The organism is Legionella bozemanae (genome assembly GCF_001648595.1).
Lineage (GTDB): Bacteria > Pseudomonadota > Gammaproteobacteria > Legionellales > Legionellaceae > Legionella > Legionella bozemanae.
Genome location: NZ_LBAW01000024.1, coordinates 1 through 25,563, shown reverse-complemented (window position 1 = coordinate 25,563; position 25,563 = coordinate 1). Strand labels below are relative to the sequence as shown.

Below are 25,563 nucleotides of genomic sequence, written 5' to 3'. Positions count from 1 at the left end.
TTGCTCACCATAGGATTGAATGTACTTTTTTGAAGGGAAATATGGTACAAACAAAATATTCATTTTGGCCAGATGCAGCTAATGAAGAGTATTATGTAGTTAAACTAAAAAAGGAACCGCGATGCATGCAGTACATCACCATAATTCCAACTCTATTTATCAAGTTTTTGGATACCAATTTAGTCAGGTGCTCCTCTGATTCTATAGTTAAAATCATTTAGAAAACCTAAAAATGAATCAATTGGCTTTAGATTTCTGATACTAAAAATTTAAATTTACTTATTTTTCAATTGATTGCTACAAATAAATTTGCACATCCCAATTGATCAATATATAATCATATTGATGTATTTCGAGTCACAGCGTTGTAACATTGTTATAAGGAGATCTAAATGAAGATCAAATCAGCAGCTGGATTAATACTCGCAACCTTCCTGATTGCAGCAGTTGGACCAATCCATGCAGCATGTCACAAATATCAACCGGGATGGCACATGGTTTCCAAAAAATGTGACATCAAACCTGCCGATAACTGGCAAGAATATAAAAGCGGGGTTTATACTCAACCCATAACTGGAAAAAGTCTATTATAAGTAGAGTGCTCCAGTATAAATTCACTTTATAAGAAGTCAATGGGGTCTTACAAAGCCAGATTCCATTGATTTTTTAAGACAAATCAAAACCTAATTGGTTCATCTTACTTTTTTAAACAATAAGCGGCTGGCTTATAATCTTGGCACATGTAATGCAGAATCATGTAGTTTATCCATTTCTTTTTGGAGTAAAGACTCCTTATCAGAATAAACCCCAGCTGTTAAAAGAAAAGGATTGGGGGCAAATTGCAATGGTTCGATTGCTACAAATTTTTGTTGGGAAGAGTTTATTGTTTCTAACAGTCTTAGTTTTAAGGGCTGAGGCAATACCTTGTCTGGAATCGAATCGATACTTTCGATTAACTTAGAGATTTGCGCTTTCAATATCGGTATGCTGGTTTCATTATTTGTTTTGAATATAATATCCAAAATTTCTTTTAATTGCTTGGGGAAATTTACCGATTTATCTCCTATTTTTACAACAAGCACATCAGTATAATCACCAAAAAGTCCATATTTTTTTGTTAGCTTCCATTTATTGCCTTTGAGTTGGTCAAAAACCTCTGAAAATTTACTTTGCATGATCTTAATATTTGTATCATAGGAGTCGAAGAGTTTTTTTAACGGACCACGTCTCTGCCCTTCTTGCATTAAAGTACAACTGAGCCTTTTTTCGTAGGGATTTGCATTATGAGCCAATAAAAACTGGCATCGCTCCGCATTTCCTTGGTGAATTGCCACCCACAAAGGATATTGAGGTACACCATTAATATTGTCGATTTGAGTATTCACAAGTTGAGGGAATTTTTCCAAAATCGCTGCTGCTACCTCATAGTTCCTTTCATACAATGATTTGATAAATATTTTTTTGCACCATTCTTCATTAACCTTTTTTAATGCAAATAATTCTTTAAATAAGGCGTTATTTTTCCGTTGATAACACAAATCAAGATCATCAGTGTGAGCAAGAAAAAGCGGATCTTCTTTCAATTTTTTAATACACTTTCCATATACATCTTGGTTGTTATGTACTAATCCTAATACATACATTGGGTTTAAAGCTGCAGGCTTTAAATCATCTAGGGCAATTGAGCTGATTAACTGATTAAAAGCAGCTTCATCCTTTTCAAAAAAAATGAAGGGATCTGTTTGGCTTCGTGGACTTTTGAGTAATAAAGCATTTTTATCAAGAATTTGTGCACTAATTTCTTGACACAGATCGATTTTTTTATGATGTAAAGCAATCAAGTAGTATTCGATTAATTGTTCTTGCGCTAATGCTAACTTTTTAATATCGACTTTTTTCGCAATGAGCTCAAATAATTCAGGTTGTTGAGTCAGCACTTTCCAAGGAGATAAGGCAACCAGAGCGCCTGTTTGAAATAGTACATTGGGATCAGGTGCAACAACTTGCAACACTGAATTTATAATTTCTACATTACCCTGTTTGAGTGCCAATAAATAGATACTATGAAGTGTATCTTGAGTTTGTTCCGTATAATTGATACCCGCTAATGCTTGAATAAACGGAACCGTTCGTCCATCATCAAATCTGACTATCTCACAAAGTTCCACAAATCGATTTTTTGACGCGCCCCCTTCATGCTGGAGCATTGCGGCAAAAGTAATATTTTCTTGACACCGCTTAATCATGCTTTGGTTATTATTTTTTAGCGCTAAGATATATGCTTCATACCAGTGCCCCTCTTTTATGAGTATGGGATAAATTTTTTCACTTAACTTTCCCCCTGCTTGATATAATCGATGGATAGGACGCTCACCTAATTTGTCCTTGGCGAGTAGCAAAGCAGGATCACGTGATGCAATGTCAACAAAAAGTTCTGGTTGATGAAGAGTAAGGTAATGCAAGCAGTTTCGTCCTGATTCATCGGTTAATGATAAATTAACCTTTCTGGCTAATAACATGCGTATCACTTCAACACTATTATTTTGCGCCGCGATATTTAATAAAGGCGTAGGAGTTTTGTATAATGTACCTGCATAAATTAATTCCGTAGGACTTGCTAAATCAGGTTGCTCTTTGTGAAATTTATCATAGTATTCTAAAAGCAGATTAAAAGTATAACCTTGGTCTAAACGTGCAGCATAAGCAAGTGCATAGTCAAATGCCTTTTTCTCAAAACGATGTCCTTTTTCAAGAAGAAAATTAATTACTTGCTTGTCGCCGTTGGAAAATGCATTAACCAGTACGTTTTGATCTACATATTCTTTTTTATAATAACGACTGACAAATTCAAGCTGCCCATAGGATACAGCGCTTTTAAATGCTTGTTTTTTACACGCGTCAAGTTTCACAGCTCCTAGCGTTCGCTCCAGATATTCTACTAATTTTGTATCACCGTTTTGTACTGCATAGGCTAATGCATCAAGTTTTGTAAAATTATCCTGCTGATCCAGTGTGTCTTTTCTTTTTTCATAAATGGAAGTTACTAATTCAGTAGTAGACGGATAAATAGTTGGCAATACTTCAGCATTTGGATCACGTAATCGCGAATACACGTGCATACGTATCCCTGTATATGTTCCTTGAAACTTTGCTTCATCAAAATGCAAAGCACTGTAAATTGCTTCGTCAAACATTTTACTTACAGCCGATTTAAGTGCCGCTGTATTTTCTTCTGCTGTTTCTTTCTGAGGTATTTCAATGATCCAGGACTCTCCATAAGCAGGATCAATCACTTCAATTTGATTACCAACACGTGTTATCGATATAGAATGTTTATTACAACTTAGAGTAAACCCTAGGCCTTGTTGTTTGCTCGGATCGAGTGTTAAATAGGTTACAAGAGTTTCCTTGAGTTCTTCAACGGTAATAATACCTGCAAATTGCTGATGATAAGTTAGAGGAAATGGCTCTCCTTCCCGTTCAAATAAAGCTTCCAAAGCCCCTTCCATACGATCCTGTTGCGTCCCGGCTTCAACACGTAACGTTCGATGCAACCAGAGAGTATTTTGAATAAAGGTCTCATATGCCTGATGAACTTCGGGGCTAATATTTTCTGCAAGAGGGTCAGAATCATAAATGAGTTTTAATATCTTTTCATATTCTTTATATTTTCCTGTTAATGTGCTATACAAACGCCAAATTCCTAACCCTAAGCAAACGCCTTCGTTAGTAACCTCCTTGTTAAAACTTGCAGTATCGCCCCTAAAACGTCCCTGCCATTTGCTTGCTTTTTCTATCAATACCTCTTGTGGAAGTGATGGCATATTGATACCGTGATTTAATAAGCCTATTGTTAATATATAGCACAACTACACACTCATTCACTTAGGAGAACTTATCTAAATCTTAACACGATGGCTAAGCTTGATTCTGACATTGAGGTGAGTTTTTATCTGCATCTTTCTCATAAAAAAGCAATTTAGGGCTGAATTTGATGGAATCATAAGTCATCGTATTTAGCTTGAAACTTCTTGGGTAAGTCGAGAATTAATGAATTAATTTTAGGAGGCAAGCCATTCAAATCAAGTGATTGTTCAAAAAATTGCTTCGCAATCTCGTCACTTGGAGTTTCTAAAAAGAAGAAATCATAAACAATTTCTTTAGAATCAACTAATAAATAGAGCCATTTTTTCTTTATCTTATGCTCTATTTTTTTCATAGTTAATTGATTTTTAACTACTAGTTTCTTAGGAGTTAATTTCTCCAGTTGGTTTTTACGATAATAATCAGAAACTCTGTATAAATCAAAGCCAGCAAGTTCTAACCCTCTCTCATCTGAAAGTTCTAAAAGATTTGAATAACTTAAAGAAAGTCCTCTCCAAAACATAACGGTAGGTAGGGCATATTTTATAACATCCTTATTTTTTAAATACCACAAGACATTAGGAATTAAAAGTACAAGATCAGACAAATGCCAGCATCGAAACAAAGGAATCATATTTAATTACCATAAAAATACTTATTCAAATAATAGCAAATCAGCCTTTGAACAGAAGTCGATTTTTAATACGACCATAGAATCACATAAAAGAAAAGATTAATATGAGCACTTAAAAATCTATTTTACTTAGAGGGAATTTATGAAAGACCTAATAGAAGCTATGGTATCTAACTCGGATGAATTTATTCGCTTAATTTCTGAGAAGTTAGATATCTTTTCCCCAAAAGATGCTGCTTATTTGGATTCTATTGACCCTTTAAAATTACATGATTTATTCGAATATGGCGGTTTAACCTCTTTTGCCGGTCATTCTTTAGGACCTGTATTTAAACCTGCTTTAAAAGAAATCGATCGAATTAATAAGTTACAGGCAACTCAGCTGCATGAAGGACATTTTTCAGAAACTCGCAAACAAAGCGGTAACTGGTTTGATTGCGATATTGAAGAAGATGCAATTAAAGCAATGCAGGCAATACTCGGTTTTTCAGAGTCATGTGAATTCCTCTATACCCAGGAAGGTTTATCTTCTAATCTAGGTCGATTGATTGATACTTTTTACCGTCCGACCCTAACTGATTGGCAATCAGGAAAAACACAAATCTGTCATTTAGGAAAAGAGTTTTTTTCCGATCAGGCGGTTATTGAATCCATTTTAAAAAGAGGGATTCAAACCGCTAAAAATTTTGGTGTTTTTACCGACCATAAACTTACTCCAAATCCTACATCCCTTACCCTAAAAATTTATCCTGATGAAAAAGGACTTTATAACGAAGAGGAGATTATTACATTTATCAAAATGCACGCAGATAAAATCCAGATTTTACATTTATCTGATCTGGTATTTAGCACAGGGCAACGTCTTGATATAAATCGTATCTTAACCGAATTAAAGGATGTAATTGCGACACATCAAATTATCGTTGGTCTCGATTTAGCTCACACGGTAGGCAATAGAATTTTAAATCTGCACATGTTACCTGTGACCTATGCTGTGGGCTGTAGTTATAAACATATTTGTGGTTCAGCAGGCAGTGGTTTTGGTATTTATGTTAATAAGAATACAGATTTGGAAAAATACCCCCCAATTCAAGGGTGGAAAGCAGCAGCTTCAGAGAAAGTCTTCGGATTAATCGATGATTTTGATGCCAAAATTATGATGCAAAAAGGTGCCTGGGCCTTTAGATGCAGCAATCCCTCCCCTATTGCACTTGCTCCAGTAAAAGTCTATATGAAAACAATGAGTCAGATTGGTTGGGATAAATTAATTGCTAAATCAGAATGCCTCACTCGTTATATGCATGCGCTCCTGCAACAGTTTTTGGGTGATAAAATTGAATGGATTACTCCTGACGATTCTAAGCGACGAGGCGCTATGCTGGTTTTTCGTGTTAAAGGAATTAGCGATGTCAGGCAAATAGAAACACTGTTAAAACAATCCAGTGAATTAGGACAATTTGAAATCGATGTACGCCCTCCTAACAATATTCGTGTTACTGCACATTATGGGTATACGCAATTTACTGATATTCATAAAATGGTTTCTCGACTCACGCAAGTTGTTAATCTATTATTGGAACAAAAAAAGATGGAGAGTTTCAGTTCAAGCACAGTGAAACAACTGGGAAAGGATAGATTTTTTGATAATCAGCCCTGCTTGGGAAATGCGACACCTACAAGCCCTCAAGTGCACACTGAGAATGGAAGTCTTGCCCCTTAGCCTCAAAACACCGATTGGTTCTGTCTTGCTTTAAAAATTCAAATACGAACTGGTGTTTTACATATACCATAGGCATAACTTCATTGTTTTTCTTATTTTTTTAATATGTATACGTTATGCTTGCTACTTTCTCTATTAATGGCCCTTACCTCATGTCTAAAAAAAATTTCTCTGTTTATAATGAGCAATGTCCATCACATAATGTGTTAGAAAAAATTGGTGATAAATGGTCAATTTTAATCATTAATATATTATTAAATAAAACGTTTCGCTTCGGGGAACTAAAACGTGAAATTGGAGGAATTTCTCCAAAAATGCTCACCCAAACATTAATGAAATTAGAACGTTTCGGCTTTATAGCAAGGTGCTCTTTTCCAATATTACCCATGAAAGTTGAATATTCATTAACTCCATTAGGAAAAGAGTTAGGTAGTATTCTTAATTCACTAACAACATGGACCGAGAAAAATATGAATAGGATAATGCTTGCTGAAAGTAAATTTGTAGAAACACGAAATTTATAATTATTGTCCAAACCATTTCATCAATGTATTTTCACCCAAATTATCATATATATAGGATAAATATAAGGTTAATTCGTGTTCATAGCATTCATCTAAGTGATTGTCATTCATGTCTACAATGGGCTCATGATGAAAGAACAGCCCGCCAAGGTAATTACTACAAAATTCATGATAATCTCTCGTGAATAAAAGAAATGTATGCCACATGCTGTCAATATCACGCATTTCCGGATGGATAGTACAAGTAAAGTTGAGTAATTCATTCTCTGGATTATTTTTCTTATCTGACTTGTGTTTTAAACAGAGCCAAATAAATTTCATTAACTCCCTTAAAGCATCTTCCGCGTGCATTATCGCATGAGGATAATCCTTATTGTATCGAGAAATAATTTTATTATTTTTATAATGTATTAATTCATTAAGATTAGGACAGTACATAATTTAGACCTGATAAGTTTTATTCAATGCATCATATTTATATTCAATATGATGCATGCTGTTTAATTATCCAATGCAGGTACCGGGCCCACACCAGCCCTTACTTTTCTTTAATACTTTTTCGCGAACAATTTTTTTGATAATTTTTTCTTTCATAATGATTCTCCTTTTTGGTTCCAAATCCATTATCGAGAATATAAAAGCACTATTTAGCAGTCAATTAGTTACCAATTGGTAACTAGCTATGGGACATAATATGGATAATAAAAATTGGGTTAATTATTATAAAATTACAAAGCAAAAAACTCTTCCTAGAAAAACTTTAATGAAAGCAATTGAATTGTTTCATTGTAGAAATAAATTAAACCTTCCAAAATTTGCGATTGATCTTGGATGCGGATCCGGTTCAGACTCTCTTGAACTGTTAAAGCATGACTGGTCAGTTTTAGCGATTGATTCTCAAGCTGAATCAATATCCATTTTATTATCTTCCTGCCCCCCATCATTAAAAAATAAGCTAAAGACAGAAGTCACTTCATTTGAGTCTTTAACTTCTCTTCCGATTCCCCAGTTAATTAACGCAAGTTATAGTCTCCCCTTTTTAAAACCGGAGTTTTTTTATAAATTTTGGAAATTGATTTTAAAAACACTACATCCAGGCGGACTATTTGCCGGAACCTTTTTTGGAATAAATGATGATTGGAGTAAAAATAAAAGACCCGATATGACATTTTTAAGTTACAAAGAATTACACCAGTTATTTCTTCCGTTTAAACTCGAATTATTTGAGGAAGAAGAAAGTGATGAAATAGATGCATTAGGTCACTCCATGAAACATTGGCATAAATACTTTGTTGTAGCTGAAAAATGTTAGCTTATACCGTCCGTATTACACTACGTTAATACTGACTCTTGATCACATCTCGCCTACGCCCCCGGCTTGTCCGCAGAGTCCAGTGTTTTAACGCAGATCTTCTGGATCCCGCGGACAAGCCGCGGGACGTCGGAGTAGAGCTGGACTGTTTTTTCAGCGATGTGTAGAAGATTCAGGTTAATACGGACGAACCCATATTATGCTCGCTGAGCTTGATCGACATTTACTGCAATATCAGCCGCATCATCAGCAATAAATTGGGTTTCTTTACATAATTTGACATATTCTTTATGTGTAATTAATGCATAAAAAAGAGCTGACACAAGCAGAATATAGTAAATGTTTTGATAAAAATAAATTAACCACAAATAAGTTAGAAAAGGCGTTGATAATACTAATAATGTGGTTACTTTCATTCGACGTGCGATTTGTATTGATCCGTAAATTACCATCAAAATTGAAATGGACAAATTCATCTTCAGGAAATCGTTGGCAGGCAATGTGCTCATCATGACCCCAAGGATGCAAAAAACGATTAGCCCAAATAATTTGGTACTTGGCTTAATCGCTCCCATACTAATTGGAGCTGCCATATATCCAATTAAATGATACCCGGTCACAATCACCATTAATGAGGCCCAACTATCGGAGTTCCAGAGAAATACTGCAGTAAGCGTAAAATTAATGAGCAAAGAGCGGCGACACAAATTATATTCAGGATGTAATTTACCAATGGTTTTCTTTGGCATTTGGCCTTCTTTAGCCATAGCGTAAAACATTCGTGAAGCACCACCTAAATAAGAATATCCTGTACCTGATGGGCTAACGATACTATCAGCAATTAAGATCATTGCTAAGAAATTTACTCCAAGCAGCATTGCCAAATTAATTAAAGGCGAATGAAAATTAAGGCTACTCCAACCACTTGCCAACATACTATGGGGCACAGAGCCCATAAAGGATAATTGCAACAGCATGTAAACCAACATCACAATTACAATTGAAAGAATGATTGATAAAGGAATATTTCGTTTTGGATTTTCAATCTCGCTGGCAAAGGCTACTGCTAATTGAAATCCATTATAAGAATAGATTAGCCCAGCAGAAATGATTGCAGTAATTGCAGAGCCAATTCCGTATTGAGAATTTGTATCTAAGGTAAAATTGCTGGTGTCAAAACGCATAATCAAAAAAATAACAATAGTAAAAATCGGGCTAAGAATTTTTATTACTGTCACCGTATTATTAATTTTGGCCAATAACTTAATACCAAAATAATTAATAAATAAATAAATAACCAAGATACTCAATGCAAATAATTTACCGTAAACCGTCAGGACATTGTCCGCGATTAAAACATCACTTTTAATTGCAGCAGCCAAATATTGTGTTGTCGCTTGAGCTTCAGTACCAATCGTTACCATTAATCCAAACCAATTGGCAAAAGCAAAAGGCATACCAAAAGTGCTATTGTGTGACAACGCACTGGACCGAGCAGTTGCCCCACGCACTGGGTAGATTGATGCGACTTGCGCGAGACATAGTCCCACCGCCATTACCAATAATGCTGCCAGAACCCATGCAAGAAATGAGTAATTTCCCGCAATTTTAGCGTTTAACTGAGCACTAAAGAGCCATCCGGAACCTACCATAGCAGTAGCAGATAGTGCTGTTGCACTAAATAATGAAATTTTGGCATGCTTAGATCTTGAACCCATGATAAATTTACCTTAAAAAGATACGCATTTTACAATAATGTGAAAATAAAATATAAATTTTACATATTTTTCAGTCACCGTCAATAGGTCCAAATACAAAATCCATCTAAAAAGAGAACGAGAAAAATTTGATCCTCAAAACAGAAAGAAACATACACTTTTATAAAGCAACTAACTTATTGTTTTTATTATTTTTACTTCTTTTCAAATGGCAATTGCTTGTTTCTAAATGATTCATCATCAATTAAACTAATATTTGTAATAGAAAATGGATTTATAGGTTCAATTAGGAAGAAAAATGAAAACGACACGATTAGAAGCATTTAGTGATGGTGTGCTCGCAATCATTATTACAATTATGGTATTGGAGATTAAAATTCCACATGGAGATACCTTCGCCAGCCTTATCCCCCTTGGCCCCATTTTTTTGAGTTATCTATTAAGTTTTATTTATATTGGCATTTATTGGAATAACCATCACCATTTATTTACCGCTGCTGAAAGTATTTCGGGTAAGGTGCTTTGGGCCAATCTAAATCTTTTATTTTGGATTTCTTTATTCCCTTTTGCAACGGGATGGATGGGAGAAAATCACTTTACTGCTACCCCGACTTCATTTTATGGAATAGTGCTTTTAATGGCCGCTATTTCTTATTCCATACTCGTGCATACTCTTATTTTACATGAAGGAAAAGAGTCATTAGTATCAAAAGCTATTGGAAACGACTTTAAAGGAAATATCTCTATTGTCTTATATGCTTTGGCAATCCCCCTTGCTTATGTTTATACGTGGATTGCTCAAATACTTTATGTAATTGTTGCAATAATCTGGTTTATTCCAGATAAACGAATCGAAAATAAGATAAAGTGACAACTCCCTAAGCACCTAGGTGAAACAAATATAAAAATGATTTCTTTTTCTTTGCTCTATCGATTGCGATTGAAATTGCCCTGCCTTCCTCATATCCTTCTTTAAGAAGTGAATTTGCTATTTCAATGGCTTTTTCACGAGTAGATGAGCCCAAATTTTTCATCGCATCCGGATAGTTTGATTTACTCCATGGCATAATAACCTCCTGTAAATATAAGTTAATGAGAAAAAATCCAGTGCATAAAAGCACTGGATTTTCTTAGGGGAGTACTTTCTTATTCTGCAGGTTTTGTTTGTAATTCACAGGTGATTTTTGTGCAGTCACGGCAATTTTTTAAGGCAAAATCAAATGCAGTAGCTCCATTGGCCGCATTTTTAGCCATTGTCTGATCAGCCTGCTCATCAGGTGAACCAGAAGTTGGACTACTCGCATTGGTAGTACATATCCACATACCTGTATTCGCTGCTGGAGTAGTACTTGAAGCTGCTGGCTGAGTAGTCTGATTTGCTGGAGTAGACGCAGCATTATCAGCCATTACGTGACTTGATATCACAAACATACTGCTTAAAACGATAATTTTCATTGTTCCTTTCATGATTTTCTCCTTGTTTAGATAAGCTCTTTAGAACAAATAAATCATAGACATCTTTTTAATGAGGTCTTGCCTCTTGTGATGCTTTTTAATATTTTCTTTCTTGCATGTTGCTGAGCTTTGGTGGTTTTATCTTTATCGCTGAGCCATTTTTGGGTTAACCAGCTCCCACTTTCCGTTTTCCCAGCAATCCGTTCATGACTGCTGTCGCTAATATCATGGGTACAAAACTTTTTGAATTGTGTTTTCGGACGCAATTCCATATGATAATAATCTCCCTCCCTTTTTGAGCTCGGTTTGGCTCGTTCTTTAGAATCCTTCGTAGCCATAAGCACCTCCTTGTTTCGCCTAATATAAAAATATAACACATAATGTATTAATTATAGCCTTCTTTTAACATCGCAATATAAGGTTTTCCTTTGGTTTTATCATGTAAATTGTAATAAAAACCCCATTTTTCCTTATTTTGCCAAGAGCAAAAAAGGAGTAATGGAATTAACGGGAAGTATATCCACCATCTACTATCAAATCACTTCCGGTTACAAATTTTGATTCCTCAGAAGCAAGATAAAGAACTGCATATGCTACATCCAGCGGTTCGCCTACCACGCCCTCCTCCAGTAATCATTGCTACCTTTCCCTTTAAGCGACTCATAGCTAACTCCATTTCGGTTCTGAGTAGAATAAGCATTGCCCATGTCATTTTTAGTCAAGTTAAATGACGTTTACGCACTCACTTTCCTTGAGGATGGGAGCTTTTATTCTGAGAGAAACTTGAATTTAAATTTATGCTATCTATACTCAAAACACACTCATCATAAGTCTAGGGAAAATTCTCCTAAGGAGGATGTATGTTGGGTTGGGCACTTATTTTCTTTATCATTGCGATTATTGCAGCAGCTTTAGGTTTCGGAGGAATTGCTGGAGCCGCAGCGAGTATTGCACAGATACTGTTTTTTATATTCTTGGTTCTATTTATTATTTTTATTATTCTTGGGCGCAGAGGTCCTCCACCACCCGTTTAGATATTCGGAAAAAATTGCTTCTAAAAAATTAAAGAGCAATGAATGGATGATTAACAAGAATATCTTGATAGAAAAGTAACAGGGATGCTCTATTCACAATAGGCTACTCTCTGAAGAATGACTATTTAGGGAGAAATAGATGTGGCTTTCCTATCTCGAGAAAATTAATTCAAGTATGGATATTTCTTTTGTCCTGATAAGAACCTTTATAATTTATATTTACGCTATTTTTTTAATCCGAATAGGTAACAAGCGATTTCATTTTGATACGACCATCGATTTCGTTCTGATCATCATTATTGGGGCAGTGTTAAGTAGAGCAATAAATGGGCCTTCGACGTTGATACAAGCAATGACAGGAAGCGCTTTGCTTATTTTTTTACATTGGTTATTTGCTAAGTTTTCTTTTAAATATCATCAATTTGGTAAATTAATAAAAGGCAGACCAACAATTCTAATTAAAGAGGGAAAAATCATTTGGGAGGCGTTGGAAGAAAATCAGATATCTAAAGATGATTTACTAGAAATCATAAGAGATAAATTAAAAACTAATAATTTAGATCAAATAAAAAAAGCCTACCTGGAACGAACAGGAAAGATAAGTTTTATTATAAAAAACAAGAAAATATAATCATATTCATAAAAACCGCATAAATTGGATGCATAAAGAATGTTTAATGTATGCACGCTCGTAAGAGTGAAGGTATTGTATAGAAACAACATTGCAACGACTTATCTAAGATAAAAGCTTTCTTGATGTGGGCTCGAATTGTCGTGACTTCAAAGAAGAGCTGATAATCGCTAATTAAAATCAACAATAAAAGGCTCAGCAGTGTTGGTCATAGGGTTATATTGAAAACGATGGGTATAATTTAAATTTTTACCATACACGTGCAACGAAATTGCTACTGAGTCAGCGATATTAACCACGCTATGAATGTCATCGGGATTAAAAGTGATGACATCCCCAGGAAAACAAATAATGGGTTTATTTTGTTTTTTGATATCTGCATATCCAGGTTGGGAGCCATCATCCCTACGAAGCCAAAAAAAATTTTTTTCTACACCAGTAACACAACCTACTACCCCCCAGGTTTTATGATCGTGTGGCGTAATTTCTCGTCCAGGCTCCCAAGCAACTAAATTAACTGCCAAGGAATGATCTGGCTCTTCAAAAATTAACCAAGAAGTAAATCCGTTCACTGGATCCACAGCATAAAAATGCTCCTCAAGCCAATCTGTTTTTTTAACCCACTTTCTTAAAATTAATGAAACTTTTTTCATATTGTCATGATTATCATGTTCTAGAATATTTAATTGCCTCAGCTCCTGGATCAAAGGCAATAATCCTGAAGGCGTGTAAAAATCCATATAAGAACTCACAATTGATAAGATTCTTCAATTAGCATAGCGCATACGACCCATAATGCGAGTCGCTCGCTTTTTTGCAGCTGGATAAATCCTAATTCCAAGGTTGCTGAATGGCCGATGCACGAAGGGACGCCTGGAATCCGAAAAGAAGCATTATGAACACATTCCTTATTTTTGCCATCAAATGCCTCTCCCCCCAGGTAATTTGCATTATTTAATTGTTTTTTATAATAACAAGATGGATAATTAATAGCGTATTGATCTTAATATGCACATAATGAATACAGACCTATACTTGAATATATACCATTTTAAAAAGCACCTATGACGTATCCACGCAAAAAACATGTCATTCTGTCAGAAGAAATGGATGATTTAAAAAGAAGAATAAACGAAAGGAAGAAAGAGCAGAAGTCATTGATTGAAATTGCCCATAAAAAAGGGAAGTTATCCCAACGCCTACTTGAAGGTACACAAAAAATACTGGGTCTGATAGGCGCTATTTTTACGTCCAGCAAAGAACTCCCCGTCATTGGCTTTGTATTTCAAATGCTTTCTGCTATTCCCAATGCGATAACCACTCTAACGGACAAAAAAAGTTCTATAGGGAGTAAAATTTTCGCCATAGGTATTCTTTTAACTGCAACAGCTTTAGGTATAACCGCCTTTGTTCTAGGAGGAATAGTTGCTGCGGGAATTGGATTAGCTTTTGCTTCTCTCACTACTCTTATAGAAGGAATATCATTAATAGGCGCACTTGTTAATAAATATCAAACGAGTAAAGCTTATAAAGAAAAAAAAGAGTTTATTGATTTGCTGAAAAAGCAAGATATTGCTTTATTAACAAATGATAAGTATCGCGAGCAATTAGCAATTCGAGCTTTAGAATTAGAACATCTACTTGAAAAATCAACCGCTCAATCATTCATAGATGAGTTGGAATTTATCAAAACGATCTCCAGTAATATTGCTTCTTCTGATTTCCCTGATGACAGTCCCGTATCTAAACTTTCAAAATTATATAATGATCGTAAAGATTTGATATCTTATTTGGGGATAATCACACAATTAATTGATCAAAAAGACAAGGAGGATACTTCAACTCTGATTAAGCTAGTAAGCGAGCTTCAACATCAAATTGCTGAAATTGATGAAGATATTGAAAACATAACTGGACCACTGCATCACTTGCAACGGAATAATCTCTTAGCCAATGAAGCCATCGCAAAATCCTATGCAAATTTTGCTTTAGGTGGAGCTGGTGTAATTTTGTCAACGATTGGTTTAATGATTCTTCTAAGTACAATAGCCGCACCACCTATTATGGGGCCCATTTTACTCGGCTTTGGTATTGGACTGGCAATATTTGGCGTGGTTAAGTGGGGAATTGAACTTTATGCGACTAGAGAAGATGAGAAAACCATGCTAGAACGTGCAAATGAGAATGAAGAAATAATACTGGAGGAGGCATTAAAATGCAGTTACTCAAACGCAATGCGTCCCATACTCGATTCGAAAGGAACAACTCCCGAGGAGCCTAAAAACTCTAAAAATAAAACCGGTGACTTAGCAATAACCTCAGAACCATCCAATATAGAATCTACACCCCCTCTAAATTCTTCAGACGTCTCCCAAAAATCAGGAGAATTCCAAATCTAATGGCCTGCTCCAAAGAAGATGGAAAAATAGCTATCGCCCCTTAGTTTTTTATAATCTTCTAAAAAAACTTCAAAATCTTAATATTTTTTAAAAAAACACACAAAGAAAAGTCTTTTGGCCTTAATAAATACTTAATAATTTGTTAACAATCTATATGTATAATTCAAGTCCTTTTAGTTCAAATTAAACCCAAGGTGCAGAATGTTCCAAAAGCAAGAATCAATAAAAGGTTTCACACTTAAATATACGGGAGTAAAATTTAAAGACGAAGATGGTTCTGTTCATGGAATGGAGGCATTGCGAAAAAATTTTTCCGAAATGGGTGCCTTAGCCATTCGACTCCAATTAAGTTTAGCCCAGTTTTCTGCTTTGATTGAACCAGTATGTGAAGAGAACTATGAAGAAAATTCTGTGGAACATACTGCCGAAGGAAAAAATCAACCTGATGTGTTTGGTCTTTCCAAGGGAGGATCAACAGTATTACAAGATACGAAATTATTAGAAAAATCAAGTCATTATAGTATTGGGAAAGGGAAAATATTAAATGAACGTAACCAAGCACTTAAATATCCCAATACAGAAGATCTTCGTGGTGGCGAAGCAATTTGGGATACCATTCATTTTTCGGTTTGGCAAACAGGGATCAGTCTCAGTAGTAAGCTGTCAAAACAGGGATTTTTATATCTTTGCCACCCCAAAGGAATTGATTCACAGCAATATCAACTTATTACCCAAGAATTAGAGAATGGCGAATACGACATTATTACCGAACATGACAAAAAAATTGTTAAAACACATTCAGGAATAGTAATAGAAACATCGGGCATCCCATCGAATACCAAAATCGATCTTGATCCTGAGCATACTCAAACGTATCAAGACAATGGTTTTGTAATTAATGTAAATGCTCAGCCTGCACCCATGGGTTGGATTATTAAAGAAAGTAATAAAAAATTAATCAAACCAGAATACGCGGAAGATATAATTCGAGTAATACGAATATCAAAAAGTGGCTTTCGCCGCTTGCCTGAGGCCCAGGGAAAATTATTAATGCTTGGTTTAATGAAAGGTAATGAACATATTCTGCATACACAAAACCGTTCATTCAATGCGATGGATATTCTTCTTGAAATTTTAGAAAAGGAATATGGCTTCGATCCGTCGCAATTAATGGATTCTACTGTCATAAAAAATGTATATAAACAAATGCAAACCAATGCAAAGGAAAAAGATATCGTAGAAGATCTATTAACATTGAATCTTGCATTTGAAATGATCCAACCTTTAAAGGCAACCTTAGCACAAAGTGTAAGGCATCCTTTATTAAAACATTTGGCTAACTCCTACACAACAAATCAAAACACGCTTAAAGCAATTATCTATGCTTTTGATTTGCAGAAAAAAGATGATAGTCCTGCTCTCTATTTAGATGAGACGCCAATTTCAACAGATGAAGGATTAATTGATGTTCGAATTAATGGGCAATTGGCTGATCCTGATTTAACACACCCTAAAAATGCAGCTGCATTATTATCCATTGCAGTTCTTGTTTCAGAGCAAATGATCATAGAACAATTGCTGCGAGATGCGGTTCATTACGGAGAAGAACATCCTAATACACGAGCACTCAAAACGATATTAAATGATGACGATCTGTTTTTAAAACTGAAAGAAGATGCTTCTCATTTACCCAGTAATGAAAACGGGCCAATTTTAGGATTGCAATTTGCTTACTGCGAAGAAATTGTTGCCCAAATCAGGGAAAAACTCGGTACTAACCATCTCATTGAGGTCATCCGTCAATTAGACAATATAGAGAATGATGAGACTCTGGATGTAAATTCGAATTTAATCATTGCATTAAAGACATTATTTAATATTGGTGAAACCCTCCAGCAACTTGAAGGAACTTCAGGCATCAAAGCAAACTCCAGAGGAATTAATGGAGGATTAAGTTTAGTAATCCAAAAACTTGCCCCTTTGCTATATACTCAACTTTCCGGTACAACTCCCTCTGTACCCATATCGCAAACAAAATCCAAGATAGAAAAAGCAAGTAGTGAACTGGAAGTAATGGATGCCTGTCCTTTCCTTAGTGGTAAGTTAGGAAGCAAATCTGTTGAAAACTCACATATGCAAAAAAATCATGAGGTAAAGAAAGAACAAACTGCGGGCTCATGGTGTAGTTTCTTTACGAAAGTAGTAGTAACAACAGGAGTGGCTGCTGCAAGTATTTATCTTGGAAGCCAAATGATGTAAAGAAATATAGCCCATATTTGCATAGCGAAATATGGGCTTTTCCTCATATATTTCTAAATCCATCTCACTTCAATTCCGAAAAGTCATATTTCTCATTTTTTTTAATTCAAACCTATAATAAAAAGAAATTAATATTATAGGGACGACTCTTATGAAAATTCCTCATGGATTACTGCTGTTCTTTTCATTAATTTATCAAAGTGCTTATGCTGAAAAACCACTTTCCCCACCAAGCGGACAACCACCTCAATGCGAGCAAGCTTATGAAAGTTCTGGACAGATTAAAACCATAAATAATGTTTTTAACACTTTATCAAGTACCTGTCATTCTGCTGGCGGGATGAAATTAATGCATAAAATCTTAATATCAGAATATTCAAATGAACCCACGGGGGTTTTGTTTACCTGTACAGGGGAAGACTTAAATTATGTTGTTTTTTCTTGTCTCTTTTCAACAAATGTTGGAAGCTTATAAATAATAAAAATACTTTCTAAATAAGAAAATGATTTGCTTTATAATCTCCAATCAATTTCTATTTATTTCAGTGAAATGATTATCCAGAGATAAGATATAATCGTATCTACATTATTTAAGATTAAAAAGGAAAAATCACCATGGGCTCAGGCGCCCTTATTATTCTATCAGCAATTATTCATGCTGCCTGGAATTCCTTCGCCAAGAAGACATCAGAACCTTATTTTGAAATATTAGGGATAATGAGTTTTGCAACTGTTTTTTCCTTACTTTTTATTCCCTTTTTTAATACCCCTTTGTTTCCCACTGTAAACTCATTTCTATGGTCATTAATTTCTGGATTATTTGAAGCTGGTTATGTGATCACACTCGCCATTAGCTTAACGCAATCATCCCTCGGTAAGGCCTACATTGTTATGCGTGGAATCGCCATGATCATGGTTTGGTTTATTTCTATAGAGTTTTTAGGCGAGCAAATTAATTTATTCAATATATTAGGAATATTTGCGGTCTTTTCGGGGCTAGCATTGACTGGAAAAACCTTTGATCCTGGACATTCAAGACAAATATTCTTTCCTTTTATATGTGGGCTCTGTATTGCAGGATATCACCTATGCTATGGACGTTCTTTAGCCCATGGCGCTAATCCAGCAGCTTTATTTGCAGCAGCCATGTGGATTGCCCTACCTGGCATATTTTTGTTAATGAATAAAAAACGACGTCAAATACTTTGTAAGAAAATCAAAACTGGTTGGAAAGGCATGTCATTTGGTGGTGCTTTAAGTGCATTATCTTTTTTATTGTTTTTATTGGGATTACGTTATTCAGAAGCAGGCCTGGCAATTACCTTACGGAATACATCCGTAGTATTCGCACAAATATTCGCCTATTGGATTGGAGAAAAAATTTCTTCTCTACAATGGTTGGGAGCACTACTCGTCACTTTAGGAGCATGCTTGTTGTATTCTTATTAAAAACACTAAAAAAGCACATTGAATAAAATACACCATCACGTTAATTTCAAAAGTTTACAAGGGTTTGACAGACTATAAACAGACTTATCCACAGAAAATGTGAATAACTTAAAGAGGGTATTGTGTTTTTAAAAAGAAAAGTAGATAAGTGCGGAAAGGCTTTCTTATAAGCGATCGACATTGGCTTCACATGAAGTTGAAATAAATATCCACAGACATTTGGATATTTAAAAAAGGAATTAGACGTAGTTATTTTAACAAATAAAGAATAAAAAAACAGTCTTGACTTACATAAATCTTCTTTTTATTTCGATTTTAATGGTTAAATATCACCAAAAATAACTCACCAAAAATAACCATTAATACAGAGAACATCCTAGACACAATTGTAAAGGATTTGGATCGACGCCCAATAGGTGTTGTGATAAAATTATATACACTTTTTGGCTTTTAGACGTCTTACATACGTATTTATGCATGTCCTCCTTAACAACAACCAGTATTTATATTTATTGTGTATTTTTTTTAATAAGTGCCTTGATTGAATCGATCTCATTTAATGCACTCGACCTATTGGAACAGGAAATTGTAGCGAATCGAAAGAAACTTCCTTTTATGACTGATTTAAACAGTGCTATCAAAGTATTTTTCTTTTCGTTCCTCGTTATCTGTATGACACCTTGGCAAATGCGATATAAAACCTATTTATACAGTAATACCCAAGAACTGATGTTTCTCTATCATGTGTTTATGGTTTTTTTTATTGTCGCACTTGTACCTATAATCAAACAATTACAAAGCGACATTAGCAATAGTTTACCTAAATGGTATCTTAAAAATATATTAGTGGGAGACTATATCCATCTTTGGGGTATCTTGCTTGCCTGTTATGCATCAATTCCTAATTTCTAAATGCTATTTCCCACCCTCACGTCACCATCCCAGCCCATGTATTTTTACTTAAGCGAAGGAGAGAATATCTCCAACTCTTGATCTTTTGGGGCAGGCGCTTCAGGAAAAAAATTAAGACCTATTTGATAAGTATTATTTTCCGAGTATGACGATGAGTCGCCACGTAGCAACAATTGCTTGCGAGGTCTAATTTTTAGCAGTCCTGTTCCGCCGTTTCTTTGTAATGGTGTTTCATAATTAAAGTGGAGTTCGAGATGCTCCTCTGCGGTAAGTTCGAATTTATATGGTGCAAGCATACGAAATAAAGCCATTATTTCTGTCATTGCAATTCGTAGGCCAGGACAACGTCGTGCACCTGTTTTAAATGTTAAAAGAGCTCCTTCTTTCTCCATTGCTCCAGGCGAATAAGATACTGGAGTTTCAGCAAATAAATGAGCATTATAAAAGTCGCCAGTACTTTTTTTGGGTCCCCACCGCTCAGGAAAAATATCGTTAGCACCCATTATTTTTTTGCCAAAAATTCTTTGCCCTTCGCTAGAAAGCACGATATCTGGAAAATGTTTTGCATGTGTATGTACTCCTTGCATGGGAATAAATACAAGAGCTCCTGGAGGTAAGTGGAGTGCGGTTCCATCCACATCAAGATTGATTGTTTCGTGAATAATTTCCGGCACAATAGGCGCTGGCGGCAGTAATCGTAAAGCTTCCAATAGAACAGCTTCAGTATAGGACATGCCCTTCTCTATATGAGCATTCCAGGGAGAATGTAATTCAAAAGACTCGTTTGCTGAGATTTTTTGCTGGATTTCCTGTTTTATTATGGTGTAAATGCGTTTGTCTTGGAGCGCGATTCTTAAGGCAGTAATTAAAGCAGTAGCTGTAGCATCAAAACCCAACAATGGAATAAATAGGCTTTCATTCACGACATCCCTTATTAGAGTAGACAGCGGTGTCGTGTCCAAGTTATCTATCGAATACTTTATTAATAGCTCGCATTGGACTGCTGTTAATTGTTTTGTTGACTTTATCCCCAATTGTTCCAATTGACTTTTTGCATCCGGATTCATTAACACTCGTACTCTAAGTAAATAATTAAGCCAACTCTGCTCTGTCATTAATTGTTTTGTCATTTCATCTGATGAAAAAATAATCTGACAACCAAGATTAAATATTCTATTTCTTAAAAGCAGAAGATTGTTTTTCTCGTTATTCTTAATAGGATCCAGGCTAAAAAGGCAGTTGATTAATTCTTTTGTTAAACTTTCTTGATAAAGTTTTTCAAAAGGTTTAATAATTGTTTGTCCAAAATATGTTGTTAGCAGCACTCTTCGGGAAAGTTTATCCATTACTTCACTGAGGGGCTTTCCACGCTCCCCTTGCTCTACTTCATATTCTTTGAAAAAATCTGCGACCATACTCGCTACATGAGGTCTATTTAATTCATTACGCGACAGAATTGATTGACGAATCATAGAATGAGTTTCTGAACCCAAAATAGAAGACATTAAATTATCAGGGCCGAGTATCAGTGCCAGACGTTCAAAAAATCGTCTTTGCCCAAATTTCTTTTCATTCTCTCTTGCATAGAGTTGCTGAATCGCTGATTTGTTTGTTAACACAAATACAGAGGTTAAATCAGGTAACCTAAAATAGGCAATACCAGAGCCTTTTCCATTGAGTGAACGAGAACCAAGTTCCGCGATAAACGTCATAAAACGGGTTTGTAATTGTGCTTTTGCAGAAGGGATCGTGCTTAAAAAAGCAACATCCTTTATTAAGGAAAGATAGCTGGTTGCTGAAGGATAAGTGATTTTTCCCATTCCCGCCTGTTGGTATAATTGATAAATTCGCACAATTAAACCAACGCCTAAAATAAAAAGAATATAAATAAGCATGCCTCTTCCTTTCAGAATTTACAGTGAACCTTTGCTTGAGAAACTTTCGAGCTTTTCTATTATATAGGACTCCTGGATGTTCACTCTGCGTGCACCCAGGAGGTATGGATTTGAAAAAAAGAAATGAATATTAATTCATGTCAAACTACGAGAGGAACAATTTTATAAGGAACCAGCTCACAGTATTTTTTCCAATCATGGCCATACTTGGCAGAACATCGCTTATCGTCACGAAATGCTCTGTCAAATAACAAGACTGTTAAAAAGCAAAGGTAAAAATACGGTGCGAAATTATCAAATAAAGCAGGTACAGACCAAAAAAACGTGCCTGCAAGCTCTGGAATATAGTGGAAATGCCTGGCGATTCCCCACCACCCCGACGCAAGTAATATGGTTTGTTTTTTATCTCCTTCTGTAGTTTCATAACGAGCCAACACCGTGACAGGTTTTTTGCCCCAGATTTTACATTCGCCTTGAGTTGCTCGTGCAACAAGTCTTTGTTTGTCGGCAAGATAATTAATAATAATGCTCGCAAAACCTAAGCCTAAAATGAGGGCCGCCCATACAAAAGACAAATGAATCGGATGGAGCACAAGATACATACTGGGCGAAGTATAAACGCAAGGAACCCATACCATGCACCCCCAGCAAATGTAAAAACCAGCACGATCATGCATGATGTCCAGAGAGCGTAAATAGCCCTTTTCCCACATATAAAATTTACTCAAATAGACAAATTGCAAGAAAACGGAAATGAACATTGAGTTGGATAAACCACCCAACTCTGCTTGTTTGGCACAATAAGAAATAAGAAACAGCCCCCAGCTCATCATGCCAAAACGGCATGTAATAAATTTTTTAATACTCCATCCCAGAACTTGAGGATAGAGTTCTGTTCCCCAATAGTAATCAAATAATATATTCTTGGTTATTCCCGAATCGGTCGTTGAAGGAAAAAAACGTCCTTTGAGATACAAAAATATGCAGAAGATAAGGCTCAACAAATTCAATGCCCCAAAAAGAGCCCCCAGATTGTCATAAAGAATAGAAGCTGAGAATAAATTGAAACCAAACGATGCAACACAAAAGGTTGACATCGTCACAATAAATGCCAAAACACCATTATCTTTATAAACTGGAACATTTCCTTTAGGAGTAATAGGTCCATTAAATGGTTTTCCTGGCAGAATACGCATTAAAGCCAGTTCAAATACAACAAAAATTAAAATAATTTTCCAAGCAATAGAAGATCCCCAAAAGTAAGGCTTCCATACTGTAACTATTGTTTGCAAAAAACCGTTTTGGGTCATTAAATCCCATAGAGCAGATAAAGAGCCTTGAAGTTGGGTATTGGTATACCACATTAACATTACAAAAATAGGGCATGAAAGAATAAGAAATAAGGGGCCTAGGGTATTCCTAATTTTGACATTCATAAATGCTTCCTTACATTTTAAAGACTGAAGAGGATCATAATACAGGAATTTTTATCATTTAGTATCCTTTTAATTAGTTGACAAAATGAAAAGTAAAAACAAGAAATGATGCCGATTATCTCTAATAAAATAGGCTTCTTCAGAAATTCGCTACAGAGTACGTATTTGCTTTAGTGACTACTTTAATATTTAATTTATTGTATGCACTGCTAAAAAGTGAATATCATGTCCCAATACCATATCGAACGTATGACACAGGAAGAGGTTTCAATTGCTGTAGAATGGGCACGAAAGGAAGGTTGGAATCCAGGGTTAAATGATGCAGAATGTTTTTATCATACTGATCCGCAAGGTTTCTTCGCTGGTAAATTAAATGGCCAAATTATTGCTGTCGGTTCTGCCGTAGTTTATGACCAGCATTTTGCTTTTTGTGGATTTTATATAGTAGATAAAAAATATCGAGCCCAAGGCTATGGAATGCAATTAACGCGTGCTCGTCTGTTGTATGTTGGTGATCGCAATGCAGGAATTGACGGGGTACTTGATATGGTCGATCACTATGCTCATATTGGTTATCAGTTTGCACACAGTAACGCGCGCTATGCTTTAGAACATACTCGATTGACTCCAAAACCTGATCCTAATTTAGTTGAATTAAAAACTATTCCTTTTGAACAATTAACTCAATATGATCGCCACTATTTTCCTGCAGCAAGGCCGAAATTTCTCTCAGAATGGATAAAACAAAATACTGCTTTGGCTCTTGGTTATGTGCAGGAAAAACAATTAAAAGGTTATGGGGTAATCAGGAAATGTTTCGAAGGATATAAAATAGGCCCCTTATTCGCGGATACCCCTTTTATTGCTGAAAAACTGTTTGAGCAGTTGGTCGAATATGCTCAAGGCGAAACAGTTTACTTAGATATTCCTGAGAATAATCCTTTAGCTGTTAACCTAATAAACAAATATAAAATGTCTAAAGTATTTGCAACTGCACGAATGTATTTAAAAGGAGAACCTAAACTATCTATTGAAGGCATTTATGGGATTACTACCTTTGAACTAGGATAAACATGCGTGACTTAGTGGGTTATGGCCCAGAAGAAAAAAAATTCTTTTGGCCCAATAAAGCAAAAATTGCGATTAGTTTTGTGATTAACTATGAAGAAGGATCAGAATTAAGCCCTCTTAATGGTGATTCACAAGCAGAAACCAGGGGTACAGATTTTCCTTTTATACATAAAGCCAAAGGACAACGAAATCTGAGTATGGAATCATTTTATGAATATGGGAGCCGCGTTGGCATATGGCGACTGCTGCGCTTATTTGACCATTATAAAATACCGCTTACATTTTTTGTTACTGGACAAGCATTGATACTCAATCCTTTATTTGCCGATTACCTGACACACCAGAGCCATGAAGTAGCAGGACATGGATGGCGCTGGATAAATTACACCAACATTCCGCGGAGAGTTGAAAAGAAACATATTCTTTTATGTATTGAAACTCTGGAAAAACTAATCGGACATAAACCCAGAGGATGGTACACGGGGCGACGCAGTGAAAACACTCGGGAATTGTTGCTTGAAATTGGCGGCTTTCTCTATGATTCAGACAGCTATGCGGATGAATTGCCTTATTATAGTGAGAACCATCTAATAATTCCCTACTCTCTTGACTGCAATGATTTCAGATTTACGACTACACCCGGTTTTGCCGACACTAAAGCATTTTATGAGCAATTAATGAATACGTTTCATTATCTTTATCAAGAAAAACACCTCGCAATAATGACTATAGGTTTGCATCCACGTCTGAGTGGAAAGCCCGATCGTTGCCTTATGTTAAAACAGTTTTTAGAATATATAATGCAGTATCAGGATATTTGGATAGCAAGACGAATTGATATCGCTCAATTTTGGTTGGAAAAATCGCCCCCTGAATAACTAACTCATATTCTTGTTTTGTAGGTACAACTCAAAATTTAGATGCATTTACCCTGTCTACGTGTAACGACTTGTTCGCAGCATCCAGAAGATGGTTATATTATTGGGGGTTTTCTCAGGCTATATGCGAGGAACCCAGTTCTGCTCTGGCCCCGCGAACAAGCCGCGGGACGGCAAGTAGGTAAAAAAGAACTGTTTTTATCGCATATTTATCCCTATTGAGATTCTTAGGACATGAATAAATGTCTACGTTCCGCGCTTTATGTGTGGAATCCAGTCCTAGCCTACATATACAATCGTCTGGATGCCGTGCATAAAGCCTGAGAGATAGACAAAAAAATTTGGTTTAAGGCATTGAAATATAGGAATAAT

25 protein-coding genes are annotated in these 25,563 nt (G+C 35.6%); 14 read left to right on the top strand and 11 right to left on the bottom strand.

Translation table 11 applies throughout. From position 1 onward, the window contains the following. Positions 1-392 precede the first annotated feature (392 nt). On the top strand, positions 393-593 hold the full coding sequence (locus A8O27_RS15020) for a hypothetical protein (protein WP_058458543.1): 201 nt from the start codon (positions 393-395) through the stop codon (positions 591-593). Between the two features lie 132 nt (positions 594-725). Here A8O27_RS15020 and A8O27_RS15015 read toward each other — a convergent pair whose 3' ends face one another. After that, positions 726-3,824 carry an ankyrin repeat domain-containing protein gene (locus A8O27_RS15015; protein WP_058458544.1) on the bottom strand — a complete coding sequence of 1,033 codons (3,099 nt, stop codon included), beginning with the start codon at positions 3,822-3,824 and terminating at the stop codon, positions 726-728. 176 nt (positions 3,825-4,000) lie between these two features. Further along, positions 4,001-4,498 carry a hypothetical protein gene (locus A8O27_RS15010; RefSeq protein ID WP_058458545.1) on the bottom strand — a complete coding sequence of 166 codons (498 nt, stop codon included), beginning with the start codon at positions 4,496-4,498 and terminating at the stop codon, positions 4,001-4,003. 142 nt (positions 4,499-4,640) lie between these two features. Between A8O27_RS15010 and A8O27_RS15005 the strand changes: the two genes are divergently transcribed. Then, entirely contained in the window at positions 4,641-6,218 is a 1,578-nt protein-coding gene (locus A8O27_RS15005; protein WP_058458546.1) for a kynureninase/PvdN C-terminal domain-containing protein, read from the top strand. Between the two features lie 152 nt (positions 6,219-6,370). Further along, positions 6,371-6,742: a winged helix-turn-helix transcriptional regulator gene (locus tag A8O27_RS15000; RefSeq protein WP_058458565.1), complete on the top strand. Its 372-nt coding sequence runs from the start codon at positions 6,371-6,373 to the stop codon at positions 6,740-6,742. Here the strand turns inward: A8O27_RS15000 and A8O27_RS14995 are convergent, their stop codons facing one another. After that, on the bottom strand, positions 6,743-7,180 hold the full coding sequence (locus tag A8O27_RS14995; RefSeq protein ID WP_058458547.1) for a glycine-rich domain-containing protein: 438 nt from the start codon (positions 7,178-7,180) through the stop codon (positions 6,743-6,745). Between the two features lie 256 nt (positions 7,181-7,436). Here A8O27_RS14995 and A8O27_RS14990 point away from each other — a divergent pair, with 256 nt between their 5' ends. Then, positions 7,437-8,054, top strand: coding sequence for a class I SAM-dependent methyltransferase (locus A8O27_RS14990; protein ID WP_058458548.1), 618 nt, complete (start codon positions 7,437-7,439; stop codon positions 8,052-8,054). A gap of 197 nt (positions 8,055-8,251) precedes the next feature. Here A8O27_RS14990 and A8O27_RS14985 read toward each other — a convergent pair whose 3' ends face one another. Further along, positions 8,252-9,772 carry an APC family permease gene (locus tag A8O27_RS14985; protein WP_058458549.1) on the bottom strand — a complete coding sequence of 507 codons (1,521 nt, stop codon included), beginning with the start codon at positions 9,770-9,772 and terminating at the stop codon, positions 8,252-8,254. A gap of 298 nt (positions 9,773-10,070) precedes the next feature. On the opposite strand from A8O27_RS14985, the gene A8O27_RS14980 reads away from it, so the two are divergent. After that, positions 10,071-10,643, top strand: coding sequence for a TMEM175 family protein (locus A8O27_RS14980; RefSeq protein WP_058458550.1), 573 nt, complete (start codon positions 10,071-10,073; stop codon positions 10,641-10,643). 7 nt (positions 10,644-10,650) lie between these two features. Here A8O27_RS14980 and A8O27_RS14975 read toward each other — a convergent pair whose 3' ends face one another. The 4 genes from A8O27_RS14975 to A8O27_RS18580 all read right to left on the bottom strand — a co-directional run bounded on the left by A8O27_RS14975 (position 10,651) and on the right by A8O27_RS18580 (position 11,845). Then, positions 10,651-10,839 (bottom strand): DUF2188 domain-containing protein, encoded by a 189-nt coding sequence (locus A8O27_RS14975; RefSeq protein ID WP_058458551.1) that lies wholly within the window; start codon positions 10,837-10,839, stop codon positions 10,651-10,653. Between the two features lie 79 nt (positions 10,840-10,918). Then, on the bottom strand, positions 10,919-11,239 hold the full coding sequence (locus tag A8O27_RS14970; protein WP_058458552.1) for a hypothetical protein: 321 nt from the start codon (positions 11,237-11,239) through the stop codon (positions 10,919-10,921). Positions 11,240-11,280: 41 nt separating this feature from the next. Further along, entirely contained in the window at positions 11,281-11,565 is a 285-nt protein-coding gene (locus A8O27_RS14965; protein ID WP_058458553.1) for a hypothetical protein, read from the bottom strand. A gap of 166 nt (positions 11,566-11,731) precedes the next feature. Continuing rightward, positions 11,732-11,845 carry an SDR family oxidoreductase gene (locus tag A8O27_RS18580; RefSeq protein ID WP_235810473.1) on the bottom strand — a complete coding sequence of 38 codons (114 nt, stop codon included), beginning with the start codon at positions 11,843-11,845 and terminating at the stop codon, positions 11,732-11,734. A gap of 242 nt (positions 11,846-12,087) precedes the next feature. Here A8O27_RS18580 and A8O27_RS18310 point away from each other — a divergent pair, with 242 nt between their 5' ends. Beyond that, positions 12,088-12,261, top strand: a complete 174-nt coding sequence (locus A8O27_RS18310; RefSeq protein WP_064502502.1) for a DUF1328 family protein — start codon at positions 12,088-12,090, stop codon at positions 12,259-12,261. A gap of 139 nt (positions 12,262-12,400) precedes the next feature. Next, the gene (locus A8O27_RS14960) at positions 12,401-12,892 is read left to right on the top strand and encodes a DUF421 domain-containing protein (protein ID WP_058458554.1); all 492 of its coding nucleotides are present in this window, start codon (positions 12,401-12,403) and stop codon (positions 12,890-12,892) included. A gap of 170 nt (positions 12,893-13,062) precedes the next feature. Here A8O27_RS14960 and A8O27_RS14955 read toward each other — a convergent pair whose 3' ends face one another. Further along, positions 13,063-13,632 carry a cysteine dioxygenase family protein gene (locus A8O27_RS14955; protein ID WP_058458555.1) on the bottom strand — a complete coding sequence of 190 codons (570 nt, stop codon included), beginning with the start codon at positions 13,630-13,632 and terminating at the stop codon, positions 13,063-13,065. 324 nt (positions 13,633-13,956) lie between these two features. On the opposite strand from A8O27_RS14955, the gene A8O27_RS14950 reads away from it, so the two are divergent. From A8O27_RS14950 to A8O27_RS14930, 5 genes are all read left to right on the top strand, one after another. Further along, on the top strand, positions 13,957-15,291 hold the full coding sequence (locus A8O27_RS14950) for a T4SS effector SidA family protein (protein ID WP_058458556.1): 1,335 nt from the start codon (positions 13,957-13,959) through the stop codon (positions 15,289-15,291). A gap of 201 nt (positions 15,292-15,492) precedes the next feature. Further along, on the top strand, positions 15,493-17,550 hold the full coding sequence (ceg17, locus tag A8O27_RS14945) for a Dot/Icm T4SS effector Ceg17 (RefSeq protein WP_058458557.1): 2,058 nt from the start codon (positions 15,493-15,495) through the stop codon (positions 17,548-17,550). 151 nt (positions 17,551-17,701) lie between these two features. Next, on the top strand, positions 17,702-18,025 hold the full coding sequence (locus A8O27_RS14940; RefSeq protein ID WP_058458558.1) for a hypothetical protein: 324 nt from the start codon (positions 17,702-17,704) through the stop codon (positions 18,023-18,025). A 140-nt stretch (positions 18,026-18,165) separates the two neighbouring features. Next, positions 18,166-18,999: an EamA family transporter gene (locus tag A8O27_RS14935; protein WP_058458559.1), complete on the top strand. Its 834-nt coding sequence runs from the start codon at positions 18,166-18,168 to the stop codon at positions 18,997-18,999. 477 nt (positions 19,000-19,476) lie between these two features. Beyond that, complete coding sequence (locus A8O27_RS14930; RefSeq protein WP_058458560.1) at positions 19,477-19,911, top strand: hypothetical protein; 435 nt, start codon at positions 19,477-19,479, stop codon at positions 19,909-19,911. Positions 19,912-19,955: 44 nt separating this feature from the next. Here the strand turns inward: A8O27_RS14930 and A8O27_RS14925 are convergent, their stop codons facing one another. Together A8O27_RS14925 and A8O27_RS14920 are read right to left on the bottom strand one after the other, a co-directional pair. Then, the gene (locus A8O27_RS14925) at positions 19,956-21,806 is read right to left on the bottom strand and encodes a cytochrome P450 (protein WP_058458561.1); all 1,851 of its coding nucleotides are present in this window, start codon (positions 21,804-21,806) and stop codon (positions 19,956-19,958) included. Between the two features lie 140 nt (positions 21,807-21,946). After that, positions 21,947-23,242, bottom strand: a complete 1,296-nt coding sequence (locus A8O27_RS14920; RefSeq protein WP_058458562.1) for a phosphatidylethanolamine N-methyltransferase family domain-containing protein — start codon at positions 23,240-23,242, stop codon at positions 21,947-21,949. A gap of 225 nt (positions 23,243-23,467) precedes the next feature. Between A8O27_RS14920 and A8O27_RS14915 the strand changes: the two genes are divergently transcribed. Both A8O27_RS14915 and A8O27_RS14910 read left to right on the top strand, forming a co-directional pair. After that, the gene (locus A8O27_RS14915; RefSeq protein WP_058458563.1) at positions 23,468-24,313 is read left to right on the top strand and encodes a GNAT family N-acetyltransferase; all 846 of its coding nucleotides are present in this window, start codon (positions 23,468-23,470) and stop codon (positions 24,311-24,313) included. Between the two features lie 2 nt (positions 24,314-24,315). Beyond that, positions 24,316-25,191 carry a polysaccharide deacetylase family protein gene (locus A8O27_RS14910; protein ID WP_058458564.1) on the top strand — a complete coding sequence of 292 codons (876 nt, stop codon included), beginning with the start codon at positions 24,316-24,318 and terminating at the stop codon, positions 25,189-25,191. Positions 25,192-25,563 lie beyond the last annotated feature (372 nt).

Excerpts from the sequence above, each read along its gene's own strand:
- A8O27_RS15020 (WP_058458543.1), top strand. The coding sequence starts at position 393 with ATGAAGATCAAATCAGCAGCTGGATTAATACTCGCAACCTTCCTGATT.
- A8O27_RS15015 (WP_058458544.1), bottom strand. The coding sequence starts at position 3,824 with ATGCCATCACTTCCACAAGAGGTATTGATAGAAAAAGCAAGCAAATGG.
- A8O27_RS15010 (WP_058458545.1), bottom strand. The coding sequence starts at position 4,498 with ATGATTCCTTTGTTTCGATGCTGGCATTTGTCTGATCTTGTACTTTTA.
- A8O27_RS15005 (WP_058458546.1), top strand. The coding sequence starts at position 4,641 with ATGAAAGACCTAATAGAAGCTATGGTATCTAACTCGGATGAATTTATT.
- A8O27_RS15000 (WP_058458565.1), top strand. The coding sequence starts at position 6,371 with ATGTCTAAAAAAAATTTCTCTGTTTATAATGAGCAATGTCCATCACAT.
- A8O27_RS14995 (WP_058458547.1), bottom strand. The coding sequence starts at position 7,180 with ATGTACTGTCCTAATCTTAATGAATTAATACATTATAAAAATAATAAA.
- A8O27_RS14990 (WP_058458548.1), top strand. The coding sequence starts at position 7,437 with ATGGATAATAAAAATTGGGTTAATTATTATAAAATTACAAAGCAAAAA.
- A8O27_RS14985 (WP_058458549.1), bottom strand. The coding sequence starts at position 9,772 with ATGGGTTCAAGATCTAAGCATGCCAAAATTTCATTATTTAGTGCAACA.
- A8O27_RS14980 (WP_058458550.1), top strand. The coding sequence starts at position 10,071 with ATGAAAACGACACGATTAGAAGCATTTAGTGATGGTGTGCTCGCAATC.
- A8O27_RS14975 (WP_058458551.1), bottom strand. The coding sequence starts at position 10,839 with ATGCCATGGAGTAAATCAAACTATCCGGATGCGATGAAAAATTTGGGC.
- A8O27_RS14970 (WP_058458552.1), bottom strand. The coding sequence starts at position 11,239 with ATGAAAGGAACAATGAAAATTATCGTTTTAAGCAGTATGTTTGTGATA.
- A8O27_RS14965 (WP_058458553.1), bottom strand. The coding sequence starts at position 11,565 with ATGGCTACGAAGGATTCTAAAGAACGAGCCAAACCGAGCTCAAAAAGG.
- A8O27_RS18310 (WP_064502502.1), top strand. The coding sequence starts at position 12,088 with ATGTTGGGTTGGGCACTTATTTTCTTTATCATTGCGATTATTGCAGCA.
- A8O27_RS14960 (WP_058458554.1), top strand. The coding sequence starts at position 12,401 with ATGTGGCTTTCCTATCTCGAGAAAATTAATTCAAGTATGGATATTTCT.
- A8O27_RS14955 (WP_058458555.1), bottom strand. The coding sequence starts at position 13,632 with ATGGATTTTTACACGCCTTCAGGATTATTGCCTTTGATCCAGGAGCTG.
- A8O27_RS14950 (WP_058458556.1), top strand. The coding sequence starts at position 13,957 with ATGACGTATCCACGCAAAAAACATGTCATTCTGTCAGAAGAAATGGAT.
- ceg17 (WP_058458557.1), top strand. The coding sequence starts at position 15,493 with ATGTTCCAAAAGCAAGAATCAATAAAAGGTTTCACACTTAAATATACG.
- A8O27_RS14940 (WP_058458558.1), top strand. The coding sequence starts at position 17,702 with ATGAAAATTCCTCATGGATTACTGCTGTTCTTTTCATTAATTTATCAA.
- A8O27_RS14935 (WP_058458559.1), top strand. The coding sequence starts at position 18,166 with ATGGGCTCAGGCGCCCTTATTATTCTATCAGCAATTATTCATGCTGCC.
- A8O27_RS14930 (WP_058458560.1), top strand. The coding sequence starts at position 19,477 with ATGTCCTCCTTAACAACAACCAGTATTTATATTTATTGTGTATTTTTT.
- A8O27_RS14925 (WP_058458561.1), bottom strand. The coding sequence starts at position 21,806 with ATGCTTATTTATATTCTTTTTATTTTAGGCGTTGGTTTAATTGTGCGA.
- A8O27_RS14920 (WP_058458562.1), bottom strand. The coding sequence starts at position 23,242 with ATGAATGTCAAAATTAGGAATACCCTAGGCCCCTTATTTCTTATTCTT.
- A8O27_RS14915 (WP_058458563.1), top strand. The coding sequence starts at position 23,468 with ATGTCCCAATACCATATCGAACGTATGACACAGGAAGAGGTTTCAATT.
- A8O27_RS14910 (WP_058458564.1), top strand. The coding sequence starts at position 24,316 with ATGCGTGACTTAGTGGGTTATGGCCCAGAAGAAAAAAAATTCTTTTGG.